This is a genomic window from Sphingomonas insulae, assembly GCF_010450875.1.
GTDB classification, from domain to species: Bacteria; Pseudomonadota; Alphaproteobacteria; order Sphingomonadales; family Sphingomonadaceae; genus Sphingomonas; species Sphingomonas insulae.
The window spans coordinates 1,080,413-1,105,272 of the sequence record NZ_CP048422.1 but is presented as its reverse complement, the minus strand read 5'-3'; the positions used below and the strand labels follow the sequence as shown (position 1 = coordinate 1,105,272).

General features: G+C 68.3%; 21 protein-coding genes and 2 pseudogenes. 12 read left to right on the top strand and 11 right to left on the bottom strand.

The window, feature by feature from the left end:
- Positions 1-51: 51 nt before the first annotated feature.
- From GTH33_RS06905 to GTH33_RS06895, 3 genes are all read right to left on the bottom strand, one after another.
- The gene (locus GTH33_RS06905) at positions 52-1,317 is read right to left on the bottom strand and encodes a DUF445 domain-containing protein (protein WP_243848510.1); all 1,266 of its coding nucleotides are present in this window, start codon (positions 1,315-1,317) and stop codon (positions 52-54) included.
- Between the two features lie 404 nt (positions 1,318-1,721).
- Positions 1,722-4,952 (bottom strand): efflux RND transporter permease subunit, encoded by a 3,231-nt coding sequence (locus GTH33_RS06900; protein ID WP_163957786.1) that lies wholly within the window; start codon positions 4,950-4,952, stop codon positions 1,722-1,724.
- 1 nt (position 4,953) lies between these two features.
- On the bottom strand, positions 4,954-6,132 hold the full coding sequence (locus tag GTH33_RS06895; protein ID WP_163957785.1) for an efflux RND transporter periplasmic adaptor subunit: 1,179 nt from the start codon (positions 6,130-6,132) through the stop codon (positions 4,954-4,956).
- 255 nt (positions 6,133-6,387) lie between these two features.
- On the opposite strand from GTH33_RS06895, the gene GTH33_RS06890 reads away from it, so the two are divergent.
- On the top strand, positions 6,388-7,062 hold the full coding sequence (locus GTH33_RS06890; protein WP_243848516.1) for an SIMPL domain-containing protein: 675 nt from the start codon (positions 6,388-6,390) through the stop codon (positions 7,060-7,062).
- A gap of 105 nt (positions 7,063-7,167) precedes the next feature.
- Here the strand turns inward: GTH33_RS06890 and GTH33_RS06885 are convergent, their stop codons facing one another.
- The 3 genes from GTH33_RS06885 to GTH33_RS06875 form a co-directional block, all read right to left on the bottom strand.
- A complete protein-coding gene (locus tag GTH33_RS06885) occupies positions 7,168-7,425 on the bottom strand; it encodes a GlsB/YeaQ/YmgE family stress response membrane protein (protein ID WP_163957784.1) in 258 nt (85 codons plus the stop codon).
- 107 nt (positions 7,426-7,532) lie between these two features.
- On the bottom strand, positions 7,533-7,832 hold the full coding sequence (gene sciP, locus GTH33_RS06880) for a CtrA inhibitor SciP (RefSeq protein WP_163957783.1): 300 nt from the start codon (positions 7,830-7,832) through the stop codon (positions 7,533-7,535).
- A 103-nt stretch (positions 7,833-7,935) separates the two neighbouring features.
- Positions 7,936-8,199, bottom strand: a complete 264-nt coding sequence (locus GTH33_RS06875; protein WP_243848509.1) for a hypothetical protein — start codon at positions 8,197-8,199, stop codon at positions 7,936-7,938.
- Between the two features lie 163 nt (positions 8,200-8,362).
- On the opposite strand from GTH33_RS06875, the gene mnmA reads away from it, so the two are divergent.
- Positions 8,363-9,475, top strand: a complete 1,113-nt coding sequence (gene mnmA / locus GTH33_RS06870) for a tRNA 2-thiouridine(34) synthase MnmA (RefSeq protein ID WP_163957782.1) — start codon at positions 8,363-8,365, stop codon at positions 9,473-9,475.
- Between the two features lie 29 nt (positions 9,476-9,504).
- Positions 9,505-9,726 (top strand): annotated as a pseudogene (locus tag GTH33_RS06865) (UvrB/UvrC motif-containing protein).
- Positions 9,727-10,005: 279 nt separating this feature from the next.
- Here the strand turns inward: GTH33_RS06865 and GTH33_RS06860 are convergent.
- From GTH33_RS06860 to pdxH, 4 genes are all read right to left on the bottom strand, one after another.
- Positions 10,006-10,404: a VOC family protein gene (locus tag GTH33_RS06860; protein WP_163959686.1), complete on the bottom strand. Its 399-nt coding sequence runs from the start codon at positions 10,402-10,404 to the stop codon at positions 10,006-10,008.
- 290 nt (positions 10,405-10,694) lie between these two features.
- Positions 10,695-11,528 carry a PhzF family phenazine biosynthesis protein gene (locus tag GTH33_RS06855; protein ID WP_163957781.1) on the bottom strand — a complete coding sequence of 278 codons (834 nt, stop codon included), beginning with the start codon at positions 11,526-11,528 and terminating at the stop codon, positions 10,695-10,697.
- Entirely contained in the window at positions 11,525-12,472 is a 948-nt protein-coding gene (locus GTH33_RS06850; RefSeq protein WP_163957780.1) for a cation diffusion facilitator family transporter, read from the bottom strand. The genes GTH33_RS06855 and GTH33_RS06850 overlap by 4 nt, the downstream gene beginning before the upstream one ends.
- On the bottom strand, positions 12,469-13,047 hold the full coding sequence (pdxH, locus tag GTH33_RS06845) for a pyridoxamine 5'-phosphate oxidase (protein WP_163957779.1): 579 nt from the start codon (positions 13,045-13,047) through the stop codon (positions 12,469-12,471). The genes GTH33_RS06850 and pdxH overlap by 4 nt, the downstream gene beginning before the upstream one ends.
- A gap of 123 nt (positions 13,048-13,170) precedes the next feature.
- Here pdxH and ku point away from each other — a divergent pair, with 123 nt between their 5' ends.
- The 4 genes and pseudogenes from ku (at position 13,171) to GTH33_RS06825 (ending at position 19,996) form a co-directional block, all read left to right on the top strand.
- Entirely contained in the window at positions 13,171-14,055 is an 885-nt protein-coding gene (gene ku, locus GTH33_RS06840; RefSeq protein ID WP_163957778.1) for a non-homologous end joining protein Ku, read from the top strand.
- Entirely contained in the window at positions 14,048-16,507 is a 2,460-nt protein-coding gene (gene ligD, locus GTH33_RS06835) for a DNA ligase D (RefSeq protein ID WP_163957777.1), read from the top strand. Before ku ends, ligD begins: the two co-directional genes overlap by 8 nt.
- 138 nt (positions 16,508-16,645) lie before the next feature.
- Positions 16,646-19,118: pseudogene (locus tag GTH33_RS06830) on the top strand (circularly permuted type 2 ATP-grasp protein).
- Positions 19,118-19,996: a transglutaminase family protein gene (locus tag GTH33_RS06825; RefSeq protein WP_163957776.1), complete on the top strand. Its 879-nt coding sequence runs from the start codon at positions 19,118-19,120 to the stop codon at positions 19,994-19,996. The pseudogene GTH33_RS06830 and the gene GTH33_RS06825 overlap by 1 nt, the downstream one beginning before the upstream one ends.
- A gap of 204 nt (positions 19,997-20,200) precedes the next feature.
- Here GTH33_RS06825 and GTH33_RS06820 read toward each other — a convergent pair whose 3' ends face one another.
- Positions 20,201-20,458 (bottom strand): hypothetical protein, encoded by a 258-nt coding sequence (locus GTH33_RS06820; protein WP_163957775.1) that lies wholly within the window; start codon positions 20,456-20,458, stop codon positions 20,201-20,203.
- Between the two features lie 96 nt (positions 20,459-20,554).
- On the opposite strand from GTH33_RS06820, the gene GTH33_RS06815 reads away from it, so the two are divergent.
- From GTH33_RS06815 to aroC, 5 genes are read left to right on the top strand one after another with little or no spacing between them, the layout of a single operon-like run.
- The gene (locus GTH33_RS06815; RefSeq protein WP_163957774.1) at positions 20,555-21,496 is read left to right on the top strand and encodes a DnaJ C-terminal domain-containing protein; all 942 of its coding nucleotides are present in this window, start codon (positions 20,555-20,557) and stop codon (positions 21,494-21,496) included.
- Positions 21,497-21,503: 7 nt separating this feature from the next.
- Positions 21,504-22,454: a YihY/virulence factor BrkB family protein gene (locus tag GTH33_RS06810; RefSeq protein WP_163957773.1), complete on the top strand. Its 951-nt coding sequence runs from the start codon at positions 21,504-21,506 to the stop codon at positions 22,452-22,454.
- Between the two features lie 8 nt (positions 22,455-22,462).
- The gene (fabI, locus tag GTH33_RS06805; RefSeq protein ID WP_163957772.1) at positions 22,463-23,254 is read left to right on the top strand and encodes an enoyl-ACP reductase FabI; all 792 of its coding nucleotides are present in this window, start codon (positions 22,463-22,465) and stop codon (positions 23,252-23,254) included.
- Positions 23,255-23,256: 2 nt separating this feature from the next.
- Positions 23,257-23,778: a GNAT family N-acetyltransferase gene (locus GTH33_RS06800; protein ID WP_163959685.1), complete on the top strand. Its 522-nt coding sequence runs from the start codon at positions 23,257-23,259 to the stop codon at positions 23,776-23,778.
- On the top strand, positions 23,775-24,845 hold the full coding sequence (aroC, locus tag GTH33_RS06795) for a chorismate synthase (protein ID WP_163957771.1): 1,071 nt from the start codon (positions 23,775-23,777) through the stop codon (positions 24,843-24,845). Before GTH33_RS06800 ends, aroC begins: the two co-directional genes overlap by 4 nt.
- Positions 24,846-24,860: the final 15 nt, after the last annotated feature.

Sequence of the window (24,860 nt, the reverse complement as noted above, 5' to 3'; positions counted from 1 at the left end):
CGGCAAGGCGTTTAACATACGCGACAGTGCGTTTCCGCGCCATCCGTCGCATCAAAGCAGGACATCCACCGTGTGGATGACGAGGCCGACCAGCCCGCCGACCAGGGTGCCGTTGATGCGGATATATTGCAGGTCGCGGCCGACCGCATTCTCCAGCCGCGAAGTGATGGTGCGCGCATCCCAACCGCGCACCGTTTCGGACACCAGGCGGACGATGCCATCGCCATAGTCCGCCGCGACACCGACGATGGCGCGGCGCACGAAGCGGTTGATGGTGCGCGCCAGCCGCGGGTCCTGGGTCAACGTGCTGCCCAGCTGCCGCAGCATGTCGCCCAGCTGGCCGTTCATCGCGCTTTCGGGATCGCGGGCGATGCGGAGCAGGCCGGCGCGTGCCGATTCCCACAACCCGTCGAGCCAGCGCTGCATCGCCGGATTGGCGATGAGCTCGACCTTCATCGCCTCCACCCGCGCCCGCATCGCCGGATCGAACTGCAGGTCCCATGCGAGGCGATCCAGCCCCTCCTCCGCCTTCAGTCGCAGCGGGTGCTGCGGATCGTCGACCATGTCGGCGATCAGTTTGTCGAGGCCGGCGATCAGCTTGTCGGCGACGGTTTCGTCGAGCCCGGTCCAGCGCAGGATCGAGCCGGCGCGGTCGTGCACCATCTGACGGATGAGATGTTCGTTGGCGGCGAGCGCCTTTGCCCCCCAGCGGATCGCACCGTCGAGCAGCGGCGCGTGACGCTGTTCGGCGAGCGCGGCCTTCATGACGCCGCCCAGGATCGGCGCGACTTCGGTTTCGCGCAGCCGTGCGGCGATCCCCGCCTTGACCATGCCGCCCAGGCGCTGCGGGTCCAGCCCCTCGAGCACCTGCGCCACGAGTTTGGACGCGCCCTGGCGAAAGCGACCCCCTGCCCCTTCCGGCGGATCGGTCAGCCAGCGCGCGATGGCGGCGGCGACGTCGACGCGGCGCATGCGCCGGCTGATGACCGCGGGTTGCAGGAAGTTGGTGCGCAGGAACTGGGCGAGGGTGTCGCCGATGCGATCCTTGTTGCGCGGCACGATGGCGGTGTGCGGGATCGGCAGGCCGAGCGGATGGCGGAACAGCGCGGTGACCGCAAACCAGTCGGCGAGGCCGCCGACCATCGCCGCCTCGCTGAACGCCTGCACATAACCGACCCAGGGATACAGCGGCGCAAAGTGGCGGCTGGTCAGGAAGACGGCAGCCATCGCCAGCAACAGCCCGCCCGCGATCATCCGCATCCGCACGAGGGCGGGCGGTGCCGCCTCTGTGGCGCTGGCGCGGGGAATAGGGGTCATCGACGAAACAATCCCCGAAAGCGGGGGAAGTTCAAGTGGCATGGCGATTGAGGGCGTTATGTCCCGCCTGCGACCTGTCGCCATTCCCGCGCGGGCGGGGATCCGGACCGGCTGACGTCGCGGCGCCGTTGCGCGTCCGGCGACCATGGATCCCCGCCTGCGCGGGGATGACGGATCGAGATGGGAGTGGCCCCTATGTCATCCCGGCGTTCGCCGGCATCCATGACGGGTGTGCAGGCGGCAGGATGCATAACGCCGATGGCTCGCTGTCCATGGGTCCCGGCGTTCGCCGGGATGACGAAGGGAGGGGGGAGCGCACCTTATTGACGCGACGGCATTACGCGACAGCATCCACTCGACACCCCGTCATGACGTACCGAGAGAAGCGGTCGCCCGCCCCCCCCTCATTCCGCCGGCTGCGACCCCGGATCGTCATGGCCGAGCCGGCCCGGCAACGGGCCGATCGACGGCGTATCGGGGCCGGCGATGCCGACCACCGTGCTGCCGTCGTCGCCGGGGCGATAGGTGAGCAGGCGCTTGCCAAGCCGCGGGCCGACGTAGCGTTCGATCCCGACGGCGAGGCTGAAGGCCGCAGGCACGATCACCAGCGTCAGCAGCGTCGACAGGATCAGGCCGCCGATCACGACGATGCCCATCGGCGCACGCCACGATCCGTCGCCGCCCAGCGACAGCGCGGTCGGCACCATGCCCGCGACCATCGCGACGGTGGTCATGACGATCGGCTGCGCGCGCTTGTGGCCCGCATCCAGGATCGCGGTGAGCGAATCGACGCCCTTGTTCATTTCCTCCAGCGCGAAGTCGATCAGCAGGATCGAATTCTTGGCGACGATGCCGAGCAGCATCAGCAGCCCGATGAACACCGGCAGCGACAGCGGATTGCCCGTCGCCCACAGCGCGATCAGGCCGCCGAGCGGCGCGAGCAGCAGCGAGGCCATGTTGACGAACGGCGGCAGCGCGCGGCGATAGAGCAGCACCAGCACCGCAAAGACGAGGAAGGTGCCGGAGATCACCGCGACGACGAAGTTCTTCAGCATTTCCGCCTGCCACTTCGCCTGGCCCAGCGTCAGCCGGTTCACGCCCAATGGCAGGTTCTTCATGATCGGCAGATTGTCGATTTGTTTCTGCGCGATGCCGGACACGACGCCGGGCGACAGATCGGCGCCGACGGCGATGCGGCGCTGCTGGTTGACGCGGTCGATCTGCGTCGGGCCGGAGCCGAGGCTGATATCGGCGATCAGGCTGAGCGGGACCGACCCGCCGGTCTGCGTCGCCACCGGCAGGTTCTGGATCGTCGACAATTCGGTGCGTGCGCCCTGATCCAGCGCGACACGGATCGGCACCTGGCGATCGGAGAGCGAGAAGCGGGCCGAATTCTGGTCGATGTCGCCCAGCGTCGCGATGCGGATCGCGCTGGACAGTGCCTGCGTCGTCACGCCGAGATTGGCGGCGAGGTCGAAGCGCGGACGGATGACGATCTCCGGCCGCTGGAGGTTGCCGGACACGCGCGGCTGGCTGAGCGTCGGCAACGTCGCCATCTGGTCGACCAGCGTGCTCGCCGTCTTCTGCAACAGATCGGGATCGTCGCCACCGAGCACGATCGTCATGTCGCGACCCGACGATCCCCAGCCGAACTGCGACCGGAAGCCGACGCGGGCGTCGGCGATCTTGGCGAGTTCGGGCGCGAGATTGCGTTCGAATTCCGTGCTGGTGACCTTGCGGTCGTCGCGCAGCGTCGCGGTGACGCGACCGGTGTTGACCCCCTGCCCGCCGCCCGTGCGGGCGTAGACCGACGACACCTCCGGCTGGCGGCGCAGCAGGTCGGCGACGCGGGTGACGACCGCGTCGGTCTGCGCCAGCGTGGTGCCGGGCACCATTTCGATCGTGGCGGTGGAATCGTCGTTGTTCTGCGGCGGCTGGAACTGCATCGGCACCACCATGAACATGACGACGGTGCACACGAACGTGAGGAAGCCGAGGCCCATGATCCAGACGCGGTGATCGCGCCAGCGGCTGGTGACGCGGTGATAGCCGCCCCGCGCCGCGCTCACCTTTTGCCGGGTGCTGTCGAGCGTCCAGCGCAGGACCGCCATATAGGCGTCCATCAGCCTGCCCTCGCCGTGGCTGGCGTGGCCGAACGACTTCAGGAAATAGGCGGCGATCATCGGCGTGATGAGGCGGGCGACGGCAAGGCTCATCAGCACCGAGACGACGACGGTGAGGCCGAAGTTCTGAAAATACTGGCCCGAGATGCCGGGCATCAGGCTGACCGGCATGAACACCGCTACGATCGACATGGTGGTGGCGAGCACGGCGAGGCCGATCTCGTCCGCCGCATCGATCGATGCCTGATAGGCGGATTTGCCCATCCGCATGTGCCGCACGATATTCTCGATCTCGACGATGGCATCGTCGACCAGCACGCCGGCGACGAGGCTGAGGCCGAGCAGCGTCATCTGGTTGAGGTTGAAGCCCAGCAGTTCCATGAACCAGAAGGTCGGGATCGCCGACAGCGGGATCGCCAGTGCCGAGATCAGCGTGGCGCGCCAGTCGCGCAGGAACAGCAGCACCACCAGCACGGCGAGCACCGCGCCCTCGATCATCGCGTGGATCGCGGATTCGTACTGCGCCTCGGTATATTTGACGCTGTTGGACCGCAGGATGAAGTGGACGTTGGGGTTGCGCTTCTCGAGCGCCTGCAGCTTCTTGACGGCTTCGTTGAAGACGGTGACGTCGGATGCCCCCTTGGCGCGCTGGAAATCGAAGCTGATCGCCTGGCGCCCGTCGACCGCCGCGCGGCTGCGCTGTTCGGCATAGAGGTCGCGGACGGTGGCGATGTCGCCCAGTCGCACGGTGCGCCCGCCGCCGACGTTGATGAGCGTCTGCGCCAGCTGGTTGGCGTTCTTGGCGTTGCCGAGGACGCGGACAGACTGTTCCGACCCGGCGATCTCGGCGCGGCCACCGGCGGCGTTGAGGTTGATCTGGCGCAGCTGCTGGTTGACCTGGCTCGCGGTGAGGCCCTGGCTCTGCAGTTTCAGCGGATCGAGGATGACGCGGATTTCGCGGCTGACGCCGCCGTTGCGGTTGACCGCGGCCATGCCGGAGACCGACAGGAGTTCCTTGGCGACGGTGTTGTCGATGTACCAGCTGAGCTGTTCGACGGTCATGTCGCTGGCGATCGCCGAATAGCTGGCAAGATCGTTGTCCGTGGTATCCGCGCGGAAGATCTGGGGTTCGAGAATGCCTTCGGGCAGGTCGCTGCGGATCTGCGCGATCTTGTCGCGGGTGTCGTTGACCGCGCGGTCGATCGGCGTGCCGATGGCGAGCTGGACGACGGTGGTCGACGACCCTTCGGTGACGGTCGAGGTGATCTCGTCGATGCCCTGGAGCGAGCGGACCGCCGATTCGACGCGGTTGGTGACCTGGTTCTCCAGCTCGGTCGGTGCGGCGCCGGGCTGGCTGATGACGACGATGACGACCGGGAAATCGATGTCCGGGTCGTTGTTCACGTCCATCCGCATGAAGCTGACGATGCCCGCCAGCGTCAGTGCGAAGAACAGGACCAGCGGCGGGACCGGATTGCGGATCGCCCAGGCGGAGATGTTGCGGAAGCTCATGTCAGCTCGCCTTCTGCAGGACCGGCTTCACCTTCTGCCCCGGCGCGAGGAACCCGCCGGCCGCCCGCACGACGCGCTCGCTGCCATCGAGGCCCTGCATCACCGTGACGCCGGCGTCGGAGACCTGGCCGATCCTGATGTTGCGCCGCGCGACCTTGTCGTCCTTGTCGACGATATACACGAAGCTGCCCTTTTCGTCGCTTTGCAGCGCGCTGTCCGGCAGCAGCGGCGCGACCGCGGCGCCGCCGACGATCGTCGCCGAGGCGAAGCCGCCCGGCCGCAGCGCGGGATCGTAGCGCAGCGCGACGCGGGCGATGCCCTGGCGGGTCTGCGGATCGATGACCGGCGACACCTGCCACACCTCGCCCGCAAAGACGCGGTCGCTGCCGACCGGCGTCACCTGCGCGCGGGCACCGGTGTGGAGCGAGGCGAGATCGGCCTCGGCAAGCTGGGCGCGCATCTCGATCTGGCCGCCCTGCGCCATGCGGAACAGGACGCCCGAGCCGGAGCTGACGATCTGGCCCGGTTCGACCCCGCGGGTGAGCACCAGGCCGGCGGCGGGCGCGCGGATGTCGAGCCGGCCGGTGCGCGCATTCGCTTCGCGCAGGGTGGCGGCGGCAACCTGCACGCGGGCGGCGGCGGCATCGCGGGTGGCGGCCTTGCGCTGCAGGTCGGCCTTGGAGATGAAGCCGCGGTCGACGAGCTGCTGGGCGCGGTCGAGCTCCGCCTGCGCGATCGTCTGGTCGGAACGGGCGACCGTCACCTGCGCGGCGAGCGACGCCGCGGTCTGCGCCTGCACCGACCGGTCGACGGTCGCGAGGACCTGTCCGGCGTTGACCCACTGGCCCGGCTCGACCAGTACGCGCGTGATCATCCCGCCCTCGCCCGCGACGCCGACCGGCATCTCGCGCCGCGCCGCCAGCGTGCCGGTGGCCGACAAGGTGCGGTCGACGGTGGTGCGGCCGGGCACGACGACGGTGACACTGGGCATCTGTTCGGTCTTCGCGGCGCCGGCGGCGGGATCGGCCTTCTTGCGGCCGAACATCGCCCAGGTGACGAGCGCGAGCAGCGCGACGACGACCAGCACGACGACGATCCTGCGGCCGCGGCCCGACGGCGCCGGCTCGCCCGGCAGCGCCAGCCGTTCCTCGTGACCGATCGAACCCTGATAGTCGTTCATGCCTGTCCCATCCCCGTCCGGCCGTTCACGGCCATCGCATTCGCAGCTGTGTTATATGAATATATCACTGCGCTCAAGCCCCCGCCGGCGCAATGGGCGCGCCATGCCCGAAACCGGTGTCGGCCGCAACGATTTCGCCGTTCAGCTGGCGTTGCCCGCGCTGCGTCAAAGGGTGCGGATGGCAACGACGCAACGGGAGACGATCGCGTGAACTATCTGACGGCATTGGTGGCGGTGATGCTGCCGGCAGGGGCGATGGCCCAGGCGGTACAGACCACGGTCGAACCGCTGGTCCCGGCACAAGGCACGGTGCTGGACGTGCAGGCGGAGGGCCGGACGACGCGCGTGCCGGACCTGGCGACGATCCGCGCGGGCGTGGTGTCGCAGGCGCCGACCGCCGCCGCCGCGCTGTCCGACAACGCGCAGCGGATGGCGCGGGTGATCGCGGCACTGAAGCGGGCGGGCATCGCGCCGCGCGACCTCGCCACGTCCAACGTCGGCCTCAGCCCACAATACCGGTATACCGAGGGGCAGGCGCCCGCGATCACCGGATATCAGGCGACCAACACCGTCACCATCCGCTTCCGCGAGGTCGCCAGGGCCGGCGGCGTGCTGGATGCGCTGGTGGCGCAGGGCGCGAACCAGATCGACGGGCCGAACCTGTCGATCGACCAGCCCGAGGCGGCGCTGAACGAGGCCCGCGCCGATGCGGTGAAGCAGGCGCGGGCACGGGCGGAGCTGTACGCCGGCGCGGCGGGGATGAAGGTGGTGCGCATCGTCTCGATCGCAGAGACCGGCCAGGACGCGGGCGGGCCGGGCCCGCAGCCGGTGTTCATGGCCCGCGCGATGGCGGCGGACGCCAAGACCGAGATCGCGCCGGGCGAGAAGGACGTGACGGTCAGCGTTTCGGTCCGGTTCCTGCTGCAATGACGCAAAAGGCCGCCCGGTTGCCCGGGCGGCCTTTCATCGTTCGCGTGACGAAGCGAAATCCGGCGACAGGGCTACGGCCGATGCCGCGGCCCGTCGCCTGTCATCTCAGCGAACGCTGCCGCGACGCACGAGGTTGACGATCGCGAGCAGGATCACCGCACCGAGCAGCGACACCAGGAACGACGTCACGTTCAGCGGCGCGTTGTTGATCGAGCCGCCCGAGATCACCAGGCCGCCGATGAACGCGCCGACGATGCCGACGACGATGTTCAGGAAGATGCCCTGCTGCGCGTCGGTGCGCATGATGATGCTGGCCAGCCAGCCGATGACACCGCCGATGATGAGCCAAAGAATGATACCCATAAGTCCCTCCGTTTACGCCCGGCGTGGGCTCTGTGCGGAAAGACTCACGAGGCCGGATAAATGTTCCGCACGCGTTTCGTTTATGCGACGTACGGCGTTCGCCCTGCTCAATATTTCTGCTGGCGCTCGTAGAGCGACTTGTAATGCTGGATGCGGGTGACGCGCAGTCCCGGCATGCCCGACCGGTCGATCGCCCGCTGCCAGCCGGCGAATTCCTCGACGGTCAGGCCGTAGCGGGCGCAGACCTCGTCCACGCTCAGCAGGCCGCCGTTGACCGCCGCCACAACCTCCGCCTTGCGACGTACCACCCACCGCGTCGTCGACGGCGGCGGCAGCGAATCCAAAGTCAGCGATTCACCCAGGGGGCCGATGACTTTGGCGGGACGGATTTTCTGGTTCTCGATCATGATACAACCTCGATCGGGGCGGGGGCCCCCTCTCAAAACGCGATACTGTTCCCTTAGCGGGCGGTCTTGAAGATCGCCTGAAACGCCACGGTAAACGGCGTATTTACTCTCGCGGCGGTGGAGGATCGCCGGTCGGACGACCCTCTACCCGCCAGTGCGCCAGCGATGCCGCCGTCGGGCCATTGAAGGCGCCGTCGAGCGGCCGGAGCAAGCGGGACGGATGGCCGATCCGGCCGAACCGTGCCTGCGCAACGGCGGTCGGAGACGCCGTCTGCCGTGCCGCGATCCCGACCATGAGCACCGCCAGATCGCCCGGAAGCTGGGTGACTTCCGTATTTCTGTCGAAGCCGGGGAAGCTGAGATCCAACGCTGATGCACTCGTATTGTCCGTTCGGGAGCAGAGGCTTACGCGGCCGGCGATGAAGGCGGGGTAAAGCCCGTGAAAAGATTATGTGAACCTTCCTTACTTTGCGGTTCCACCGCGGAGGCCTTACTTTGCGGTTCCGCGGCGGACGCGGTATGAAGCCGGCATGCTCGATGTGGATTTTCAGCTGGGCGGCGATGCCGCGTCACGGCGGATCGTGGTGGCGATGTCCGGCGGCGTCGACAGTTCGGTGGTGGCCGCGCTCGCGGCGCGGACCGGCGCCGAGACGATCGGCGTGACGCTGCAATTGTACGACCATGGCGAAGCGACCGGCCGCGCCGGCAGCTGCTGCGCCGGGCGCGACATCCGCGATGCGCGCGCGGTGTGCGATCGGTTGGGTATCGCGCATTACGTCTTCGACCATGAGACGCGGTTCAGGGAGACGGTGGTCGACACCTTCGCCGACGAATATCTCGCCGGGCGCACGCCGATCCCCTGCGTCCAGTGCAACACCGGGCCGAAGTTCACCGATCTGCTGCAACTGGCACGGGACCTCGGCGCCGATTGCCTGGCGACGGGCCATTACGTGCAGCGCGTGATCGGGCCGGCGGGCGCGGAACTGCACCGCGGCGCCGATCCGGCGCGCGACCAGAGCTATTTCCTGTTCGCGACGACGCAGGCGCAGGTGGACTACCTCCGCTTCCCCCTAGGTGCGCTGCCCAAATCGCGGGTCCGCGCGATCGCTGCGGACCTGGGGCTGGGCGTCGCCGGCAAGCCCGACAGCCAGGACATCTGCTTCGTCCCCGACGGCGATTATGCCGGGCTGGTGCGCAAGCTGCGCCCGGAGGCGGACACCGCCGGCGACATCGTCGACCTCAACGGCGCGAAGCTCGGCACGCATCGCGGCATCATCCATTTCACCGTCGGCCAGCGCCGCGGACTGGAGATCGGCGGCACGGCGGAACCGCTGTACGTCGTCCGGGTCGATGCGGCGGCGCGGCAGGTCGTGGTCGGCCCGCGCGCGGCGCTGGCGGTGGGCGCGGCGCGCATCACCGGCCTGAACTGGATCGGCGGCGACCATGTCGGCCCTATCACCGCCAAGGTGCGATCGATGGCAAAGCCGGTCGGCGCCCATCTCGACGGTGACCGGCTGGTGTTCGACGCGCCCGAATATGGCGTCGCGCCGGGCCAGGCGGCCGTGCTGTACGCGGGCGAACGCGTGCTGGGCGGCGGCTGGATCGCATCGACCGAAGCGGCGATGGTGGCGGCGGCGGCGTGACAGTCTCGATCGAAGCGTTGCGGCTGGAGATGGAAGCCGCCGCCGCGGCGCTCGACTTCGAGACGGCGGGACGGTTGCGCGACCGGATCAGCCTGTTGCGGGCAGGCGGCGCGGATGTCGATCCGGCCGGACTGGAACGGCAGCAGCCGGGGGCGATGGGGCTGGGCACGAGCCAGTAGCGCGTGGTGCCGCCGGAGGGCTGGGTGAAACCGGCGAAGCCCGATCCGATGACCAAGGGGCGGCGGCGGTAACCCGGCGGTCGGGGCTGCGGCGGCCCGGAGATTACCGAGGACCAGGTCAGCGTTGCGCGTGAGGGCTTTTGTGGTTCGTCATGCTTCCGGAGTAAGAGTTTGTGGCGCGGCTATGCCGGCGAGGGAGATGCAACCGTTGCGCGTATGGATCCCCGCCTGCGCGGGGATGACGGATAAGGTCTGGTGGTGGGTGTGTCTTTTTGCAGGAGGAAAGCAGACATTCGCGGGATCGCATGATCGGGGTCCGCTACAATCAGGAGCGGACCCGTGTTGGACAGATCAGGCAGGAAAATGAATTCCGCACAATTTGTTGCCGTCGGGATCACGGAAATAGGCCAGCTCGATGGTGCCCATGGAAGCAGTTTCGCGCGGTCCGGGCGGAGCTTCAATCGATGTCCCGCCAGCGGCAACGGCGGTATCGTGAAGCTGCTTCACCTGTTCGGGCGACCCGCAGGAAAAGGCGACAGTGCTGCCGTTGGCGACGCTTGCCGGTTCGTCGTTGATCGGCTGGCTGACGATGAAGTTCGTTCCGTTGCCGCTATTGTAGATCAGCCGTGTATGGCCGCTGTCGGCGATATTCCGCGTCCCTTCCCCTGCACCCAAGGTGCCAAGCACCGTGTCGTAGAAGCGCTTGGACCGTTCGATGTCATTCGATCCGACCATGGTGTGAAAAAGCACAGGCAATCTCCTGAAGGCTGATCGACTTCCGATCGCTATTAGCAGCCTCACGTAGCCGGCGGGTAACATGCAGTCACCCCGGCCCGTGGATTGTCTGCTATTGGGCGTGAGTTGTCGTTGCGCGAAGGGGGTGCCGCTCGCGGTCGTCATCCTTGCGAGACGGGACACCGGACGTTCCGGCGGCAGCAATGGGGGGCGGCCGTTGCGCGTCTGGATTCCCGCCTGCGCGGGGATGACGGGGCGATGGTAGGTGGCGGCGGGCGCGCCTCCCCTTCCCCTATGGCAGGCCCCTATGGCAGCAGGAACGTACCTTCGATGACCGTGACGCAGGCCCCGCCCAGGATCACGCGGTCGCCTTCCAGCGCGCAGGTGAGCAGGCCGCCGCGCTTGCTCGCCTGATAGGCGGTGAAGCGGTCGGTGCCGAGCTTGTCCGCCCAATAGGGCACCGCGACGGCATGCGCGGCGCCGGTCACCGGGTCTTCCGGAATGTCGAAATAGGGCGTGAAGGCGCGGCTGACGATGTCCGTATCGTTTCCGCGCGCGGTGACGATCGCGACGATGGGGCCCGCCTCGATCAGCGCGCGGTCGTCGGGGCGCGCGGCACGTACCGCGGCTTCGTCGGCGACGACGACGAGGGCATAGCCCTTGTCCTGCCACAGCGTCTCGACCGCCTCCACGCCCAGCGCGGCGACGATCGCGTCGAGCGGTTTGGGCGATGGCGCCCAGGCGGGCAGCGCCATGCGGTAGCGATCGCCTTCGCGGGTCACTTCGAGGATGCCCGCCTGCCGCGTCCGGAAGCGGACCGTGGTGCGATCGTCGTCGGACGACAACACGAAATGGCCGCTCGCCAGCGTCGCATGGCCGCACAGGGCGACTTCACCGGCAGGGGTGAACCAGCGCAGGTCGAAATCGGTGCGGTCGCCATCAACGCCGCCGTTGCCCTTGCCCTTGCTCTCGCCGGGGTCGGAGGGCACGATGAAGGCGGTTTCGCTGAGGTTGTTCTCGGACGCGATGGCCTGCAGCACGGTATCGTCGAGCCATGCGGACAGCGGCATCACCGCCGCCGGATTGCCGCCGAACGCGGCTTCGGCGAAGGCATCGATCTGCGCGAAGGGGATCCTCATAGCCTCTTTCCGAACCAGTGCGGCGTCACGTCCGCCTCGACCAGCGGATTGTCGGTGTCGACATGCCCTTCAGGATCGAGGTGGATCAGCACCTCGACCTTCGGGAAGGTCTGGCGAAGGTTGCGTTCGACCGATTCGACGATGTCGTGCGCGGCGCCGACGGTCAGGTCGCGGTCGACCTCCATGTGGAATTGTGCGAAATCGTGGCTGCCGGAGCGGCGGGTGCGGAAATCGTGGATGCCCTTCAGCCCCGGCTGGCGCGCGGCGACATCAAGGAACGCGGCGCGCTGGTCCTCGGGCCATTCTTTGTCCATCAGCTGGTCGATCGCGTTCGACGATGCCTGGAACGCGCCCCACGCCAGCCACAGCGCGATGACGATGCCGAGGATCGGGTCCGCCTTGTGCCAGCCGAGATACTGGTCGAGCACCAGCGCGACGATGACCGATCCGTTGAGCAGCACGTCGGACTGGTAATGGACGTTGTCCGCCATGATCGCGACCGACCCGGTCTGGCGGATGATGCGCCGCTGATACCAGAGCAGCACGACGGTCGCGACGATCGCGACGATCGACACGCCGATGCCGAAGCCCGCGTCCGCGGTCGGGCCATCCTCGCCCAGCGCCGTGATCGCGCGCCAGGCGATGCCGCCGGCCGACGCGGTGATGAGCGCGACCTGGAACAGGGCCGCCAGCGCCTCTGCCTTGCCATGGCCGAAGCGGTGGTCGTGGTCGGCCGGCGTCGCGGCGAGGCGGACGCCGTACAGCGTCACGAGGCTGGCGAGCAGGTCGAGCGCGGTGTCGGCGAGGCTGCCCAGCATCGCGACCGACCCGGTCTGCCATGCCGCGAAGCTCTTCAACGCCAGCAGGAAGCACGCCATCGCCACGCTGGCGAGCGCGGCACGGGTCGCCAGCGGCAGGAAGCGGCGCTGTTCGTCGCGGGTCATGGGAACAGCAATCCTTCGCGCCAGCCGTCGCCGGCACGGGTGAACAGGCGGCGTTCGTGCAGGCGGTGCGCGCGGTCCTGCCAGAATTCGATCGTCTGCGGAGTGACGCGATAGCCGCCCCAATGCGGCGGGCGCGGCACGTCGCCGCCCTCGAACCGCCGCGTCATCGCGTCAAAGCGTGCCGCGAACGTCTCGCGGCTGTCGAGCGGGCGGGACTGGTCGGACGCCCAGGCGCCGAGTTGCGAATCGCGGCCGCGGCTGGCGAAATAGGCGTCGGATTCGGCGTCGGTGGCGAGCGTCACCGGCCCCTCGATCCGCACCTGGCGGCGCAGCGACTTCCAGTGGAACAGCAACGCCGCCTTCGGCACCGCGGCGAGGTCGGCGGCCTTGCGCCCCTCGCGGTTGGTGTAGAAAACGAAGCCGTCGGGGCCGTGCCCCTTCAGCAGCACCATCCGCACCGACGGCTGGCCGGATGCATCGACGGTGGCGAGAGCCATCGCATTGGGGTCGTTGGGCTCGCTGTCCCGTGCCTCGGCATACCAGGCATCGAACAGCGCGAAGGGATCGTCGGCCATGCGGCGGCCCTTAGCGCAATTCGGCCGCCGGGGGAACGCATGCGGGCGGGACGGCGTGGTCCGGGGGGAACGACTCCCCGCGCCGGGGATTGAATCGCTTCCGCAACGGAAAGACCGCACATCATGGCCGCACGCGCTTACTGGCAAGGACAGATCCGGCTCGCGCTCGTGTCGATCCCGGTCGAGATCTATGCCGCGACCAAAAGCGGCGCGGCGGTATCGTTCAAGCAGATCCACGAACCCACCGGCAAGCCGATCCACTACGAAAAGATCGTCACCGGCGTCGGCCCGGTCGACACCGACGAGATCATGAAGGGATATGAGGTATCGAAGGGCGAATTCGTGCTGCTGGAGCAGGACGAGATCGATGCGGTGAAGCTCGAATCGAAGAAGACGCTGGAGCTGACGCAGTTCGTCGATGCGAGCGAGATCGACGTGCTCTATTACGAAAAGCCCTATTTCGTCGTGCCGGCCGACGACCTGGCGGAAGAGTCGTTCATCGTGCTGCGGGAGGCGCTGCGGCGGACCAAGAAGGTCGGGCTGGGCCAGCTGGCGATGCGGGGCCGCGAATATGTCGTCAGCCTGAAGCCGTGCGGCCGCGGCATGGTGCTGGAAACGCTGCGCTACGCCGACGAGGTCAACAAGGCGCAGAGCTATTTCCGCGAAATCCCCGACAGCAAGCCGGACGCCGACCTGCTCGACCTGGCCGAGGCGCTGATCGACAAGAAGAGCGGGACCTTCGATCCGCAGGAATTCCACGACCGCTACGTCGATGCGCTGAAGGACCTCGTCGCGCGCAAGCGCAAGGCGAAGGGCGGCAAGGTCATCGAAGAGAAGGACGATGGCGGCGGCAAGTCCGGCAGCAACGTCGTCGACCTGATGGCGGCGTTGAAGAAGTCGATGGAAAAATCGGGCGCGACTCCGGCGTCCCCGAAAAAGGCGCCGGCGAAGAAGGCCGCGGCGAAAAAGGCTTCGGCAGCGAAGACGGCGGCCAAGAAGCGTGCCTGACCCGCTTGCCCGCTACAACGCCAAGCGCGATTTTGCGAAGACCGCCGAGCCGGCGGGTACGTTGGCGCCGGGTCACGGCAACAGCTTCATGGTGCAGAAGCATGATGCGACGCGGCTGCACTGGGACTTCCGGCTGGAGGTGGACGGCGTCCTGAAAAGCTGGGCGGTGACGCGGGGCCCCAGCCTGGACCCCGGCGAGAAGCGGCTGGCGGTGCGGACCGAGGATCATCCGCTGTCCTATGCCACGTTCGAAGGGACGATCCCGGCGGGCGAATATGGCGGCGGCACGGTGATGCTGTGGGATCGCGGCACCTGGGCGCCGATCGCGGGCAAGTCGGCGAGCGATCTGGAGAAAGGCCACCTGCACTTCACGCTCGACGGCGAGCGGATGAAGGGGGAATGGCTGCTGATCCGCCTGAAGCCGCGGGCCAAGGAGAAGCGCGAGAACTGGCTGTTGCGCAAGATCGACGATGCGTTCGCGGGCGGCACCGACACGCTGGTCGAAGAGGCGCTAACCAGCGTCGCCACCGGCCGGACGATGGCGGCGATCGCGAGTGGCAAGGCCCCGCCCGCGGCGAAGCGGAAGGCGCGCGGCAAGCCTGCCGCCGCCACGACGCCGAAACGCCGCGGCGCCGGCAAGGCGATGCCGGCGTTCCGCGAACCGCAGCTGTGCACCCTGGTCGACAGCGTGCCGGCTGGCGGCGGCTGGCTGCACGAGGTGAAATACGACGGCTATCGCGCGCTGGTCGCCATCGGCGGGGGCAAGGCCAGGGTCTATACCCGCAGCGGCCTCGACTGGAGCGACAAGTTCGCCGCCATCGCCGACGCCGCGGCGGCGCTGCCGGTCGATTCGGCGCTGATCGACGGCGAAATCGTCGCGTTCAAGGACGGGCGCCCCGACTTTTCGACGCTGAAGGATGCGATCGCGGACGGCGGCGACATGACGCTGTTCGCCTTCGACCTGCTCGCCTGCGACGGCGAGGACCTGACCGGCCTGCCGACGGTCGAGCGCAAGGACCGGCTGCAGGCGATGATCGCCAATGGACCGCGCATCCAGTTCGCCGAGCATGTGCTGGGGTCGGGCGAGGAATTGTTCGCGACGATGTGCCGCGAGGGGCTGGAGGGCGTCGTGTCGAAGCGCGCCGATGCGCCTTATGCCGGCGCGCGCAACAGGACGTGGCTGAAGGCGAAGTGCATCCAGCGGCAGGAATTCGTCATCGTCGGCTGGACGCCATCCACCAAGAGCCGCGGCTTCAAGTCGCTGCTGCTCGGGGTGCGGGAAGGCAAGGGCTTCCGCTATGCGGGCAAGGTCGGCACCGGATTCGACCAGGCGCTGATGGCGGACCTGTCCGACCGGCTCGCCGACCTGAGCGTCGATACGCCATCGGTCGATGCGGCCAGCCTGGCAGCGCACAAGGCGGCGTTGCGCGGGGCGAAATGGGTCCGGCCGAAGCTGGTCGCGGAAATCGCCTTTGCCGAAGTGACGCCGGACAAGGTGCTGCGCCACTCCAGCTTCCTGGGGCTGCGCGGCGACAAGGCAGCGAAGGAGGTGGTCGCGGAGGTTCCCGAGCCGGCGCCCGCCGCGCCGGCGGTGCACGTGACGGTCAGCAACCGCGATCGCGTGATCTTTCCGGAGAGCGACGTCACCAAGGGCGAGCTGGCGGATTATTATGCGCAGATGTCGCCGATCATGCTGCCCTGGGCGGGGCGGCGCCCGGTCAGCCTGGTGCGCTGTCCGCAGGGCCGGGCCAAGGCCTGCTTTTTCCAGAAGCACGATGCGGGCAGTTTCGGCGAACAGGTCCACCATGTCGACGTGCGCGAAAAGGATGGGTCGGTGGAGCCGTACCTGTATGTCGACGACACGGACGGCCTAGTCGCCTGCGTACAGATGGGGACGATCGAATTCCACGGTTGGGGATCGTCGATCGACGATCTGGAAAAGCCCGACCGGCTGGTGATCGACCTCGACCCCGACGAGGGGCTGGATTTCGCCGACACCAAGCGTGCGGCGGACCATGTCAGCGCGCAACTGGCGGAATTGGGGCTGGTCAGCTTTCCGTTGCTGTCGGGCGGCAAGGGCGTCCACGTCGTCGTGCCGCTGACGCCGCAGGCGGAATGGCCCGCGGTGAGGGACTTCGCCGACCGCTTCGCGCGGGCGCTGTCGGCGGCGGAGCCCGACCGCTTCGTCGCGGTGATGACCAAGGCGAAACGCAAGGGCAAGATCTTCATCGACTATCTGCGCAACCAGCGCGGCAGCACCGCGATCATGCCCTATTCGGCGCGGGCGCGGGCCGGCGCGCCGGTCGCGGCGCCGGTGTCGTGGACCGAATTGCGCGACATCGACACCGCGGCCCGCTGGGGCGTGCGCGATGCGACCGAATTGCTGGAACGCGCCACATCGCGCGCGCTGGCGGGATGGGGCGTGGCGGATCAGGTGCTGCCCGATCTGTGAGGTTCCGGCGCGGGGCCGGTCATGCGCAGTCGCCATCGTTCCGGCGCGGGAAGACGGGCGAAGCCCCAATTTGTGTTGCTTCGCAGCACGCAAACGAACACGGTGCATGCGGGTTCAATGGGGTGACACGCTATAGCGATGGCGACGCAGGCTGCGCCCTTGTTCGATGCCGCGACGCATGCGCGGCGCTGGATCGACGATTATTGCGCGCGCACCACCACCGGCGACGTGCTGTGCGGCAGTGACGATCCCGCCTGGGCGGCGATGTTCGAGGAACTCGCCACCGTCGCGTCCGACGATCTAGACCATGTCCGCGAACGGGTGCGCCGCCACGCCGCCGATATCGGCATGGGATTCCGCATCATCGGCGAGGCGGACGAGCGGCCCTGGCCCGTCTCGCCCGTCCCCCTGCTGATCGACGCGCGGGAATGGGACGGCATCGTCCGCGGCGTCACCCAGCGTGCCGAACTGATGGAGGCGGTGATCGCCGACCTCTACGGCCCCGGCCGGCTGGTCGAGCGGGGGCTGATCCCCGCGGCGCTGGTCACCGGCAGCCCCTATTTCCTGCGGCCGATGGTCGGGCTGGAACCGCCGGGCGGCAAGCACCTGCATTTCATCGCGATCGACCTGGGGCGCGGCCCGACCGGCGAATGGCGCGTGCTCGCCGACCACCTGCGCGCCCGCGGGGGCCGGCTATGCATTGGAAAACCGGTTGGCGGTCAGCCGCACGCTGGGCGGGTTGCAGGGGCGGATCAACGTCCAGCGCCATGCGCCGTTCTTCGCCGCCTTCCGCGCAGGGATCGCGGCGATGTGCCGCCGCACCGATCCGCGCATCGGCCTGCTGACGCCGGGCCGGTTCAACCCGAGCTATCCCGAACAGGCGCATCTCGCCCGGTACCTCGGCCTCTTGCTGGTCGAGGGTGCCGACCTCGCCGCGCTGGAAAACCAGGTCTATGTCCGCACCATCGGCGGCCTGAAGCGCATCGATGCGCTGTGGCGGCGGGTCGATCCGCGGATGCTCGATCCGCTGGCCTTCGATTCGCATTCGCAGATCGGCGTGCCGGGCCTGATCGACGCCTATGCCGTGGGCAACGTCGTGCTGTCCAACGCGCCCGGCGCGGGCGTGCTGGAGGCGCCGGCGTTCGGCGCGTTCCTGCCGCAACTGGCGACGAGGCTGCTCGGCGAGAGCCTGCACCTGCCCAACATCGCGACATGGTGGTGCGGCCAGCCATCCGAATTGACGCGGGTCGAGGAGGACCTCGACCGGATGCTGATCGGATCGGCGTTCGGCCCGGTGCCGCTCGGCCTGCCCGGCGGGCGGACGGTGCACGGCGGCGAACTGGATGCGGGCCAGCGCGCGCAGCTGCTCGCCGACATGACGCGGCGACCGCAGGATTATGTCGGGCAGGAGATCGTCCGCCTGTCGACGATGCCGGTGGTGATCGAGGACACGCTGGAGCCACGCCCGTTCACCCTGCGCGTCTTCGCGGCGCGCGATGCGAGCGGCGGCTGGACGATCATGCCCGGCGGCTTCGCACGGATCGGCGAGGCGACCGATCCACGGGCGAGCGTGCTCGGCGAAGGAACGTGGTCGGCCGACGTCTGCATCCACGGTGCCGAGACGGTCGAGCCGGTGTCGCTGCTCCCCGCACCAGATTCGCACCACATCCGCCGCAACCCCGGTACGCTGCCGAGCCGGGTCGCCGACAATTTCTACTGGCTGGGCCGTTATCTGGAGCGCGGCGAGGCGCTGCTGGCGGCGATCCGCGTGATGCTGGGCAATTCGATCGATGCCGATGCCGGCGCGGCCTTGTCCGCGGGAACGGTCGGCAAGCTGGTCGGCCTGATCGCGGGCGGCGGGGCGGCGCCGCACCCGACGTCGCTCAAGCGCGGCGACCTCACCGCCTTCGCCAAGGTGGCGATGGAGGACGAGGGCTGGCATTCGGTGGCGACGATCAACCGGCTGGCGCGGGGCATCGGCGAAGGGTCGCGCGACCGGTTGTCGGCGGACATGGTAAGGCTGCTTGATGCGCCGTTCCCCACCAACCGCGGCATGCTCGATCGCGCCGGTGCGCTGCAGCGCCGCTACGTCGCGATCGCCGGCCTGTCAGCGGAGCATATGGGGCGCACGGCGGCGTGGCGGTTCCACGACCTGGGCCGCCGGGTGGAACGCGCCATGGCGATGACGCGGGCGCTCCGGTTGTTCGGCATGCCGGGCGCCACCGCCGACGATCTGTCGACGCTGCTCGACCTTGCCGACAGCCAGATCAGCTATCGCCAGCGCTACCTGACCGGCATCGCACGGGTGCCGGTGGTCGACCTCGTCGCACTCGATCCGGGCAATCCGCGCAGCCTTGCCTATCAGGCGGAGCGGATCGGCGAACGGCTGCGCGACCTGCCGGTGCTGAGCGACGACGGCATGCCCGAACCGCAACAGGCGCACGGCCGCGCGCTGGCGGCGGCGTTGGCGATGACCACCGCGGCGACGCTGGAGCCGGACGTGCTCGGCGATCTGGAGCGGCGACTGGCGCAATTGTCGGAAAGCGTCGCGCGCCGCTATTTTTTGCAAGGCGCCGAGCCGCTGCGCGCCGGGGGGCTGACGCTGGCGTGATGCTGTACGATATCCGCCACATCACCCGGTTCGATTATGGCGGCAACGTCAAGTTCGCGCGCTGCAACCTGCGCCTGAAGCCGATCGACTGGCCGGGGCAGACGCTGGAGGACTATGCGCTCACCGTCGAGCCGGTCGGCCGTACGATGCCGGCGCGCGCCGAGGCCGGGCTTGCCAACGTCACCCGGCTGGTGATCGATACGCCGGTGCGCGAACTGACGATCGAAAGCCGTTCGCGGATGCGCGTCGACCGGCTGGTGCCGGTGCCGGACGGCAGCGACCCGACACTGGGCGAGATCGCCGCGCTGGGGCGCGCCAGTCGCGACCTGTCGGCGGCGAGCCCGGCCAATTACCTGTTCCCCTCGCCGCTGATCCCCCTCGACCATGCGATCGCTGCCTATTGCGCGCCGGACCTCGATCCCGATCGTGGCAGCCTGGAGGCGGGGATCGCGCTGGCGCGGCGTATCCAGGACGAATTCACCTTCGATGCGACGGCGACGCTGGTCGACACGCCGCCGCACGAGGCGTTCCTGCAACGCAAGGGCGTGTGCCAGGATTTCGCGCAGATCATGATTACCGGCCTGCGTGCGGCCGGCCTGCCGGCGGCCTATGCGAGTGGCTATATCCGCACCATCCCGCCGGAGGGGCAGCCGCGACTGGTCGGCGCCGATGCGACGCACGCCTGGGTCCTGCTGTGGTGCGGGCCGGCGCGGGGCTGGGTCGGCCTCGATCCGACCAACGGCATCTGGATGGCGGGCGACCACATCGTCATGGCGGTGGGCCGCGACTACGCGGAGATCGCGCCGGTCGATGGCGTCGTGCTGGGGTCGCAGGCGCAGAACATGGCGGTGAGCGTGGACGTCGCGCCGCTGGACTAGTTTGCGTCCAGGTGACGGGGCGAAACGCGATGATGTGAGGATTGGGGTTCACGCGGAGGCGCGGAGGTGTTGCGCGCCAGTCCTGCCATAGCTTCCCGCGACCGACCGGAGCCGAGCATAGAGAGCGGCCGCGCTCGGGCCATCTCCGCGCCTCCGCGTGAACCGGACGTCTTCGTCTTTTCGCGGCTTCGCGGGATCACCCGCTCATTTCGTCACCGCATTTCCGTTGCCGACATCCTCGTCGGTATCGTCGTCGCCGGTGCCGGAATATTCGACGTGGCTCTGCCCGCCATGGCCCATGAAGCCGCCACCCACATCGTCCTGCTTGCCCTTGCCGGTGTGCGGATTGGGGTAGGCGCCGCCATTGCTCTCGCCGTCCGACTTGCCGGCCGGGCTGGCGGCGGCATCCTTGTCCGCGCCGTGATCGGTACTCATCGCCTGCATCGGCTGCTTGTCGGTCATGATCGCATCTCCTCTGCCCGCCCAACGAGCGAAGCCGAGATTGCGTTGCGCCGCGCCCTCCCCCACATAGGCGCGTAATACACCAACGGGGAACCAATGGCCGATCCATATCAGACCTTGGGCGTTGCCCGCGGCGCGTCCGAGGCGGACATCAAGAAGGCGTATCGCAAGCTCGCCAAGGAGCTGCATCCCGACCGCAACAAGGACAATCCCAAGGCGTCGGAGAAGTTCAGCCAGGTCACCAACGCCTATGACCTGCTGAACGACAAGGACAAGCGCGCCCGTTTCGACCGCGGCGAGATCGATGGCGATGGCAACCCCGCCTCGCCGTTCGGCTATGGCGGCGGCGCGCGGCCGGGTGCCGGCGGACGCGCCGGCGGGCCGGGCGGCGGCTTCAGCAGCGCCGGCTACGAATTCGGCGGCGGCGATGCCGACATGAGCGACATCTTCGAGGGGTTGTTCGGCGGCCAGAGCCGCGGCGGCGGCTTCGCCAGCGGCTTTGGCCGACGTCCGCAGCCCAAGGGCGCCAACGTCACCTATCGGTTGCAGGTGCCGTTCGTCGATGCCGCCATGCTCCATCCCCAGCGGGTGACGCTGGGCGATGGCAAGACGATCGACCTCAAGCTGCCCGCCGGCGTCGAGACCGGCACCCAGATGAAGCTGGGCGGCAAGGGCGAGCAGGGTCCCGGCGGCGCCGGCGACGCGATCGTGTCGATCGATGTGCAGGGCCACCGCGTCTTCACCCGCGACGGCGACGACGTGCGCCTCGACCTGCCGATCACGTTGACCGAGGCGGTGGCGGGCGGCGCGGTGCGCGTACCGACCGTCGACAAGGCGGTGATGCTCACCGTCCCCAAGGGCACGACATCGGGCAAGACGTTGCGATTGAAGGGCAAGGGCTTTCACAAGAAGGATGGCGGCCGCGGCGATCAGCTGGTGACGCTGATCATCGACATCCCCGCGGATGATGCAGCATTGCAACAGTTCGTGGCAAGCTGGACCGACGGGCGGAACCCGCGGGCGGCGATGGGCGTCTGACCGCGCAGTGACCGATACCACCGCCCTGACGCCCGAAGACCGTGCGCACCTGCGCCATGGTGCCCGCCACACATTGGCCCGGCTGAAGCCGGGGCCCGCGGTGCTGGAAGTCACCAAGCGCGCGGCGCTCGGCGTGTTCAACGATGGCTTCATCCATGCCGGCAATCTCGCCTATCTGGCGCTGATGACGGTGTTTCCGTTCTTCATCACCGCCGCGGCGGTGCTGTCGCTGCTCGGGCAGAGCGAGGAGACGCAACGCGCCGTCGCCTCGTTCCTGCACGTGCTGCCGCCCAACGTCGCCGACATCCTGCGCAAGCCGATCGCCGACGTGCTCGTCGCGCGCACCGGATCGCTGCTGTGGCTTGGCGGTCTCGTCGGCCTGTGGACGGTCGGCAGCTTCGTCGAAACGATCCGCGACATCTTCCACCGCGCCTATGGGATCAAGGCGACCGCGCCGTTCTGGCGATCGCGCCTGTCGTCATCCGGCGTCATCATCCTGTCGGTCATCATCGCGCTGATGAGCTTCCTGGTGCAGGGCATCCTCACCGCCGCGGAACAGTTCATCTATCGCCTGCTGCCGTTCGCAGAGGGCGTGGCGGGCTGGGTCGGGCTGTCGCGAGTCATTCCCGGGCTGGTGATGTTCGGCGCGCTGTACCTGCTGTTCTATTCGGTGACGCCGGCGAAATATCGCTACACCAAGTGCGCGAAATGGCCGGGCGCGCTGTTCACGGCCGGCTGGTGGATCAGCATGACGGCGCTGCTGCCGATCGTGCTGGCGCAGCTCGGCGGCTACGACCTGACCTACGGCAGCCTTGCCGGCGTCGTCGTCATGCTGTTGTTCTTCTATCTGATCGGGCTGGGAATGGTGTTCGGCGCGCATCTGAACGCGGCACTGGCGGAACCGCCCGAACCGGCGCTACAGGGAACCGCGACGACTATGGAGGCGAAGACGGCGTGACGGGTTTGATGGCTGGCAAGCGTGGGTTGATCATGGGCCTGGCGAACGACAAGTCGCTGGCCTGGGGCATTGCCAAGCAATTGTCCGAACATGGCGCGGAACTCGCCTTTTCCTACCAGGGCGCGGCGATGGAAAAGCGCGTGCGCCCGCTGGCCGAACAGCTGGGCGTGGCGCGGCTGTTCGACTGCGACGTGTCCGACATGGCGGCACTCGATGCGACGTTCGACCGCCTCGGCCAGGAGTGGCCGACGATCGACTTCGTCGTCCATGCCATCGGCTTTTCCGACAAGTCGCAGCTGCGTGGGCGCTATTACGACACCACGCTCGACAATTTCCTGATGACGATGAACATCTCCGCCTATTCGCTGGTGGCGGTGGCGCAGCGCGCGCGGCGGATGATGCCCGATGGCGGATCGATCCTGACGCTGACCTATTACGGCGCGGAAAAGGTCATTCCGCATTACAACGTCATGGGCGTCGCCAAGGCCGCGCTGGAGACGAGCGTCAAATATCTGGCGGTCGACCTAGGCCCGGACAATATTCGCATCAACGCGATTTCCGCAGGGCCGATCCAGACGCTGGCGGCGCGCGGCATCGGCGATTTCAACTATATCCTGAAGTGGAACGAGCTGAACGCCCCGCTGCGCCGCACGGTGACGATCGAGGACGTCGGCGGCGCGGGCCTCTACATGCTCAGCGACCTGGCGAGCGGCGTGACCGGCGAAATCCACCATGTCGATGCCGGGTACAACGTCATCGGCATGAAGGCAGAGGATGCGCCGGATATCGCGCTGGCGTGACGATGACGATCCGGCCGGCTGGCGGCGGTGACGTCGCGGCCATCGATGCATTGCTGCGCCACTGTTTCCCGGCGCCGGCCGAGGCCGTTCTTGTGCGGGACCTCTGCATCGAGGGCGACATGCTGCTGACCCTGGTGGCGGATGACGCCATGTCGGCGGATCTGGCGGGACTGGTCGCCTTCAGCCGGATGGCGGTGACGATCAACGACCGCCCCGTCGCGGCAGCGGCGCTGGCGCCGATCGCGGTCGACCCGGCGTGGCGACACCGGGGCGTGGCGGATGCGCTGATCGCGGCGGGGCTGGAACATCTGGAGGCCGCAGGGATCGTGCTGTGCTTCGTGCTCGGCGATCCGGCCTTCTATGGCCGCTTCGGCTTTGCGGCGGATATCGCCGCAGGGTTCTCATCGCCTTATGCCGGTGAGCATTTCATGGCGCTGCCGTTGCAGGGTGGCTTGATCCCCTGCGGCGTTCGCGGCAACGCCGCCCATGCGGCGGCCTTCGCCCGATTGGGGACCAGCGCGTGAGCATCAACAGTTTCGGCCACCTGTTCCGCTTTACCACCTGGGGCGAGAGCCATGGGCCGGCGATCGGTGCGGTGGTGGATGGCTGCCCGCCCGGATTGCGGCTGAGTGAGGCCGACGTACAGCCGTGGCTCGACAAGCGGCGCCCCGGCACATCGCGCTTCACGACGCAGCGGCGCGAGCCGGACCAGGTACGCATCCTGTCCGGCGTGTTCGAGGGGCGGACGACCGGCACGCCGATCAGCCTGATGATCGAGAATGTCGACCAACGGTCGAAGGATTATTCGGAGGTGGCGCTCGCCTATCGCCCCGGCCACGCCGATTATGCCTATGACGCCAAATACGGATTTCGCGACTATCGCGGCGGCGGCCGGTCGTCGGCGCGCGAAACCGCATCGCGCGTCGCGGCGGGTGCCGTCGCACGGCTGGTGATCCCGCAGGTGCGCGTGCGCGGCTGGGTCGAGGCGATCGGCGGCGATGCGATCGACTATGCCGCGTTCGACGATGCGGCGATCGACGGCAATCCGTTCTTCTGTCCCGATCCCGCTGCCGCGATCCGCTGGGAGGCGCTGGTCGACGGCGCGCGCAAGGCCGGATCATCGCTGGGCGCGGTGGTGGCCTGCGAAGCCGGGGGCGTGCCCGCGGGATGGGGCGCGCCGCTCTATGCCAAGCTGGATGCCGAGCTGGCACATGCCTGTATGGGCATCAACGCGGTGAAGGGCGTCGAGATCGGCGACGGATTCGCGGCCGCGGCGCTGACCGGAGAGGCGAATGCCGACGCGATGCGTCCGGGTGACGCAGGGCCCGAATTCCTTGCGAACCACGCCGGCGGCATCACCGGGGGCATCGCGACCGGCCAGCCGATCCGGCTGCGTGTCGCGTTCAAGCCGACCAGTTCCATCCTGACGCCCGTGGCGACGATCGATCGCGATGGGGCGGCGGCCGATATCGCCACCCGGGGGCGCCACGACCCGTGCGTCGGCATCCGCGGCGTGCCCGTCGTGGAGGCGATGATGGCATTGGTATTGGCCGACCAGGCGTTGCTGCATCGGGGTCAGACGGGCCGCTAGCCGGCGGCACGATGG

Coding starts and splice junctions, on each gene's coding strand:
- GTH33_RS06885 (WP_163957784.1), bottom strand. CDS start 7,425: ATGGGTATCATTCTTTGGCTCATCATCGGCGGTGTCATCGGCTGGCTG.
- GTH33_RS06825 (WP_163957776.1), top strand. CDS start 19,118: ATGCTGTACGATATCCGCCACATCACCCGGTTCGATTATGGCGGCAAC.
- GTH33_RS06850 (WP_163957780.1), bottom strand. CDS start 12,472: ATGACCCGCGACGAACAGCGCCGCTTCCTGCCGCTGGCGACCCGTGCC.
- sciP (WP_163957783.1), bottom strand. CDS start 7,832: ATGATCGAGAACCAGAAAATCCGTCCCGCCAAAGTCATCGGCCCCCTG.
- GTH33_RS06815 (WP_163957774.1), top strand. CDS start 20,555: ATGGCCGATCCATATCAGACCTTGGGCGTTGCCCGCGGCGCGTCCGAG.
- fabI (WP_163957772.1), top strand. CDS start 22,463: ATGGCTGGCAAGCGTGGGTTGATCATGGGCCTGGCGAACGACAAGTCG.
- GTH33_RS06905 (WP_243848510.1), bottom strand. CDS start 1,317: ATGACCCCTATTCCCCGCGCCAGCGCCACAGAGGCGGCACCGCCCGCC.
- mnmA (WP_163957782.1), top strand. CDS start 8,363: ATGCTCGATGTGGATTTTCAGCTGGGCGGCGATGCCGCGTCACGGCGG.
- GTH33_RS06900 (WP_163957786.1), bottom strand. CDS start 4,952: ATGAGCTTCCGCAACATCTCCGCCTGGGCGATCCGCAATCCGGTCCCG.
- pdxH (WP_163957779.1), bottom strand. CDS start 13,047: ATGGCCGACGATCCCTTCGCGCTGTTCGATGCCTGGTATGCCGAGGCA.
- GTH33_RS06890 (WP_243848516.1), top strand. CDS start 6,388: ATGGCCCAGGCGGTACAGACCACGGTCGAACCGCTGGTCCCGGCACAA.
- GTH33_RS06820 (WP_163957775.1), bottom strand. CDS start 20,458: ATGACCGACAAGCAGCCGATGCAGGCGATGAGTACCGATCACGGCGCG.
- GTH33_RS06855 (WP_163957781.1), bottom strand. CDS start 11,528: ATGAGGATCCCCTTCGCGCAGATCGATGCCTTCGCCGAAGCCGCGTTC.
- GTH33_RS06800 (WP_163959685.1), top strand. CDS start 23,257: ATGACGATCCGGCCGGCTGGCGGCGGTGACGTCGCGGCCATCGATGCA.
- ku (WP_163957778.1), top strand. CDS start 13,171: ATGGCCGCACGCGCTTACTGGCAAGGACAGATCCGGCTCGCGCTCGTG.
- GTH33_RS06895 (WP_163957785.1), bottom strand. CDS start 6,132: ATGAACGACTATCAGGGTTCGATCGGTCACGAGGAACGGCTGGCGCTG.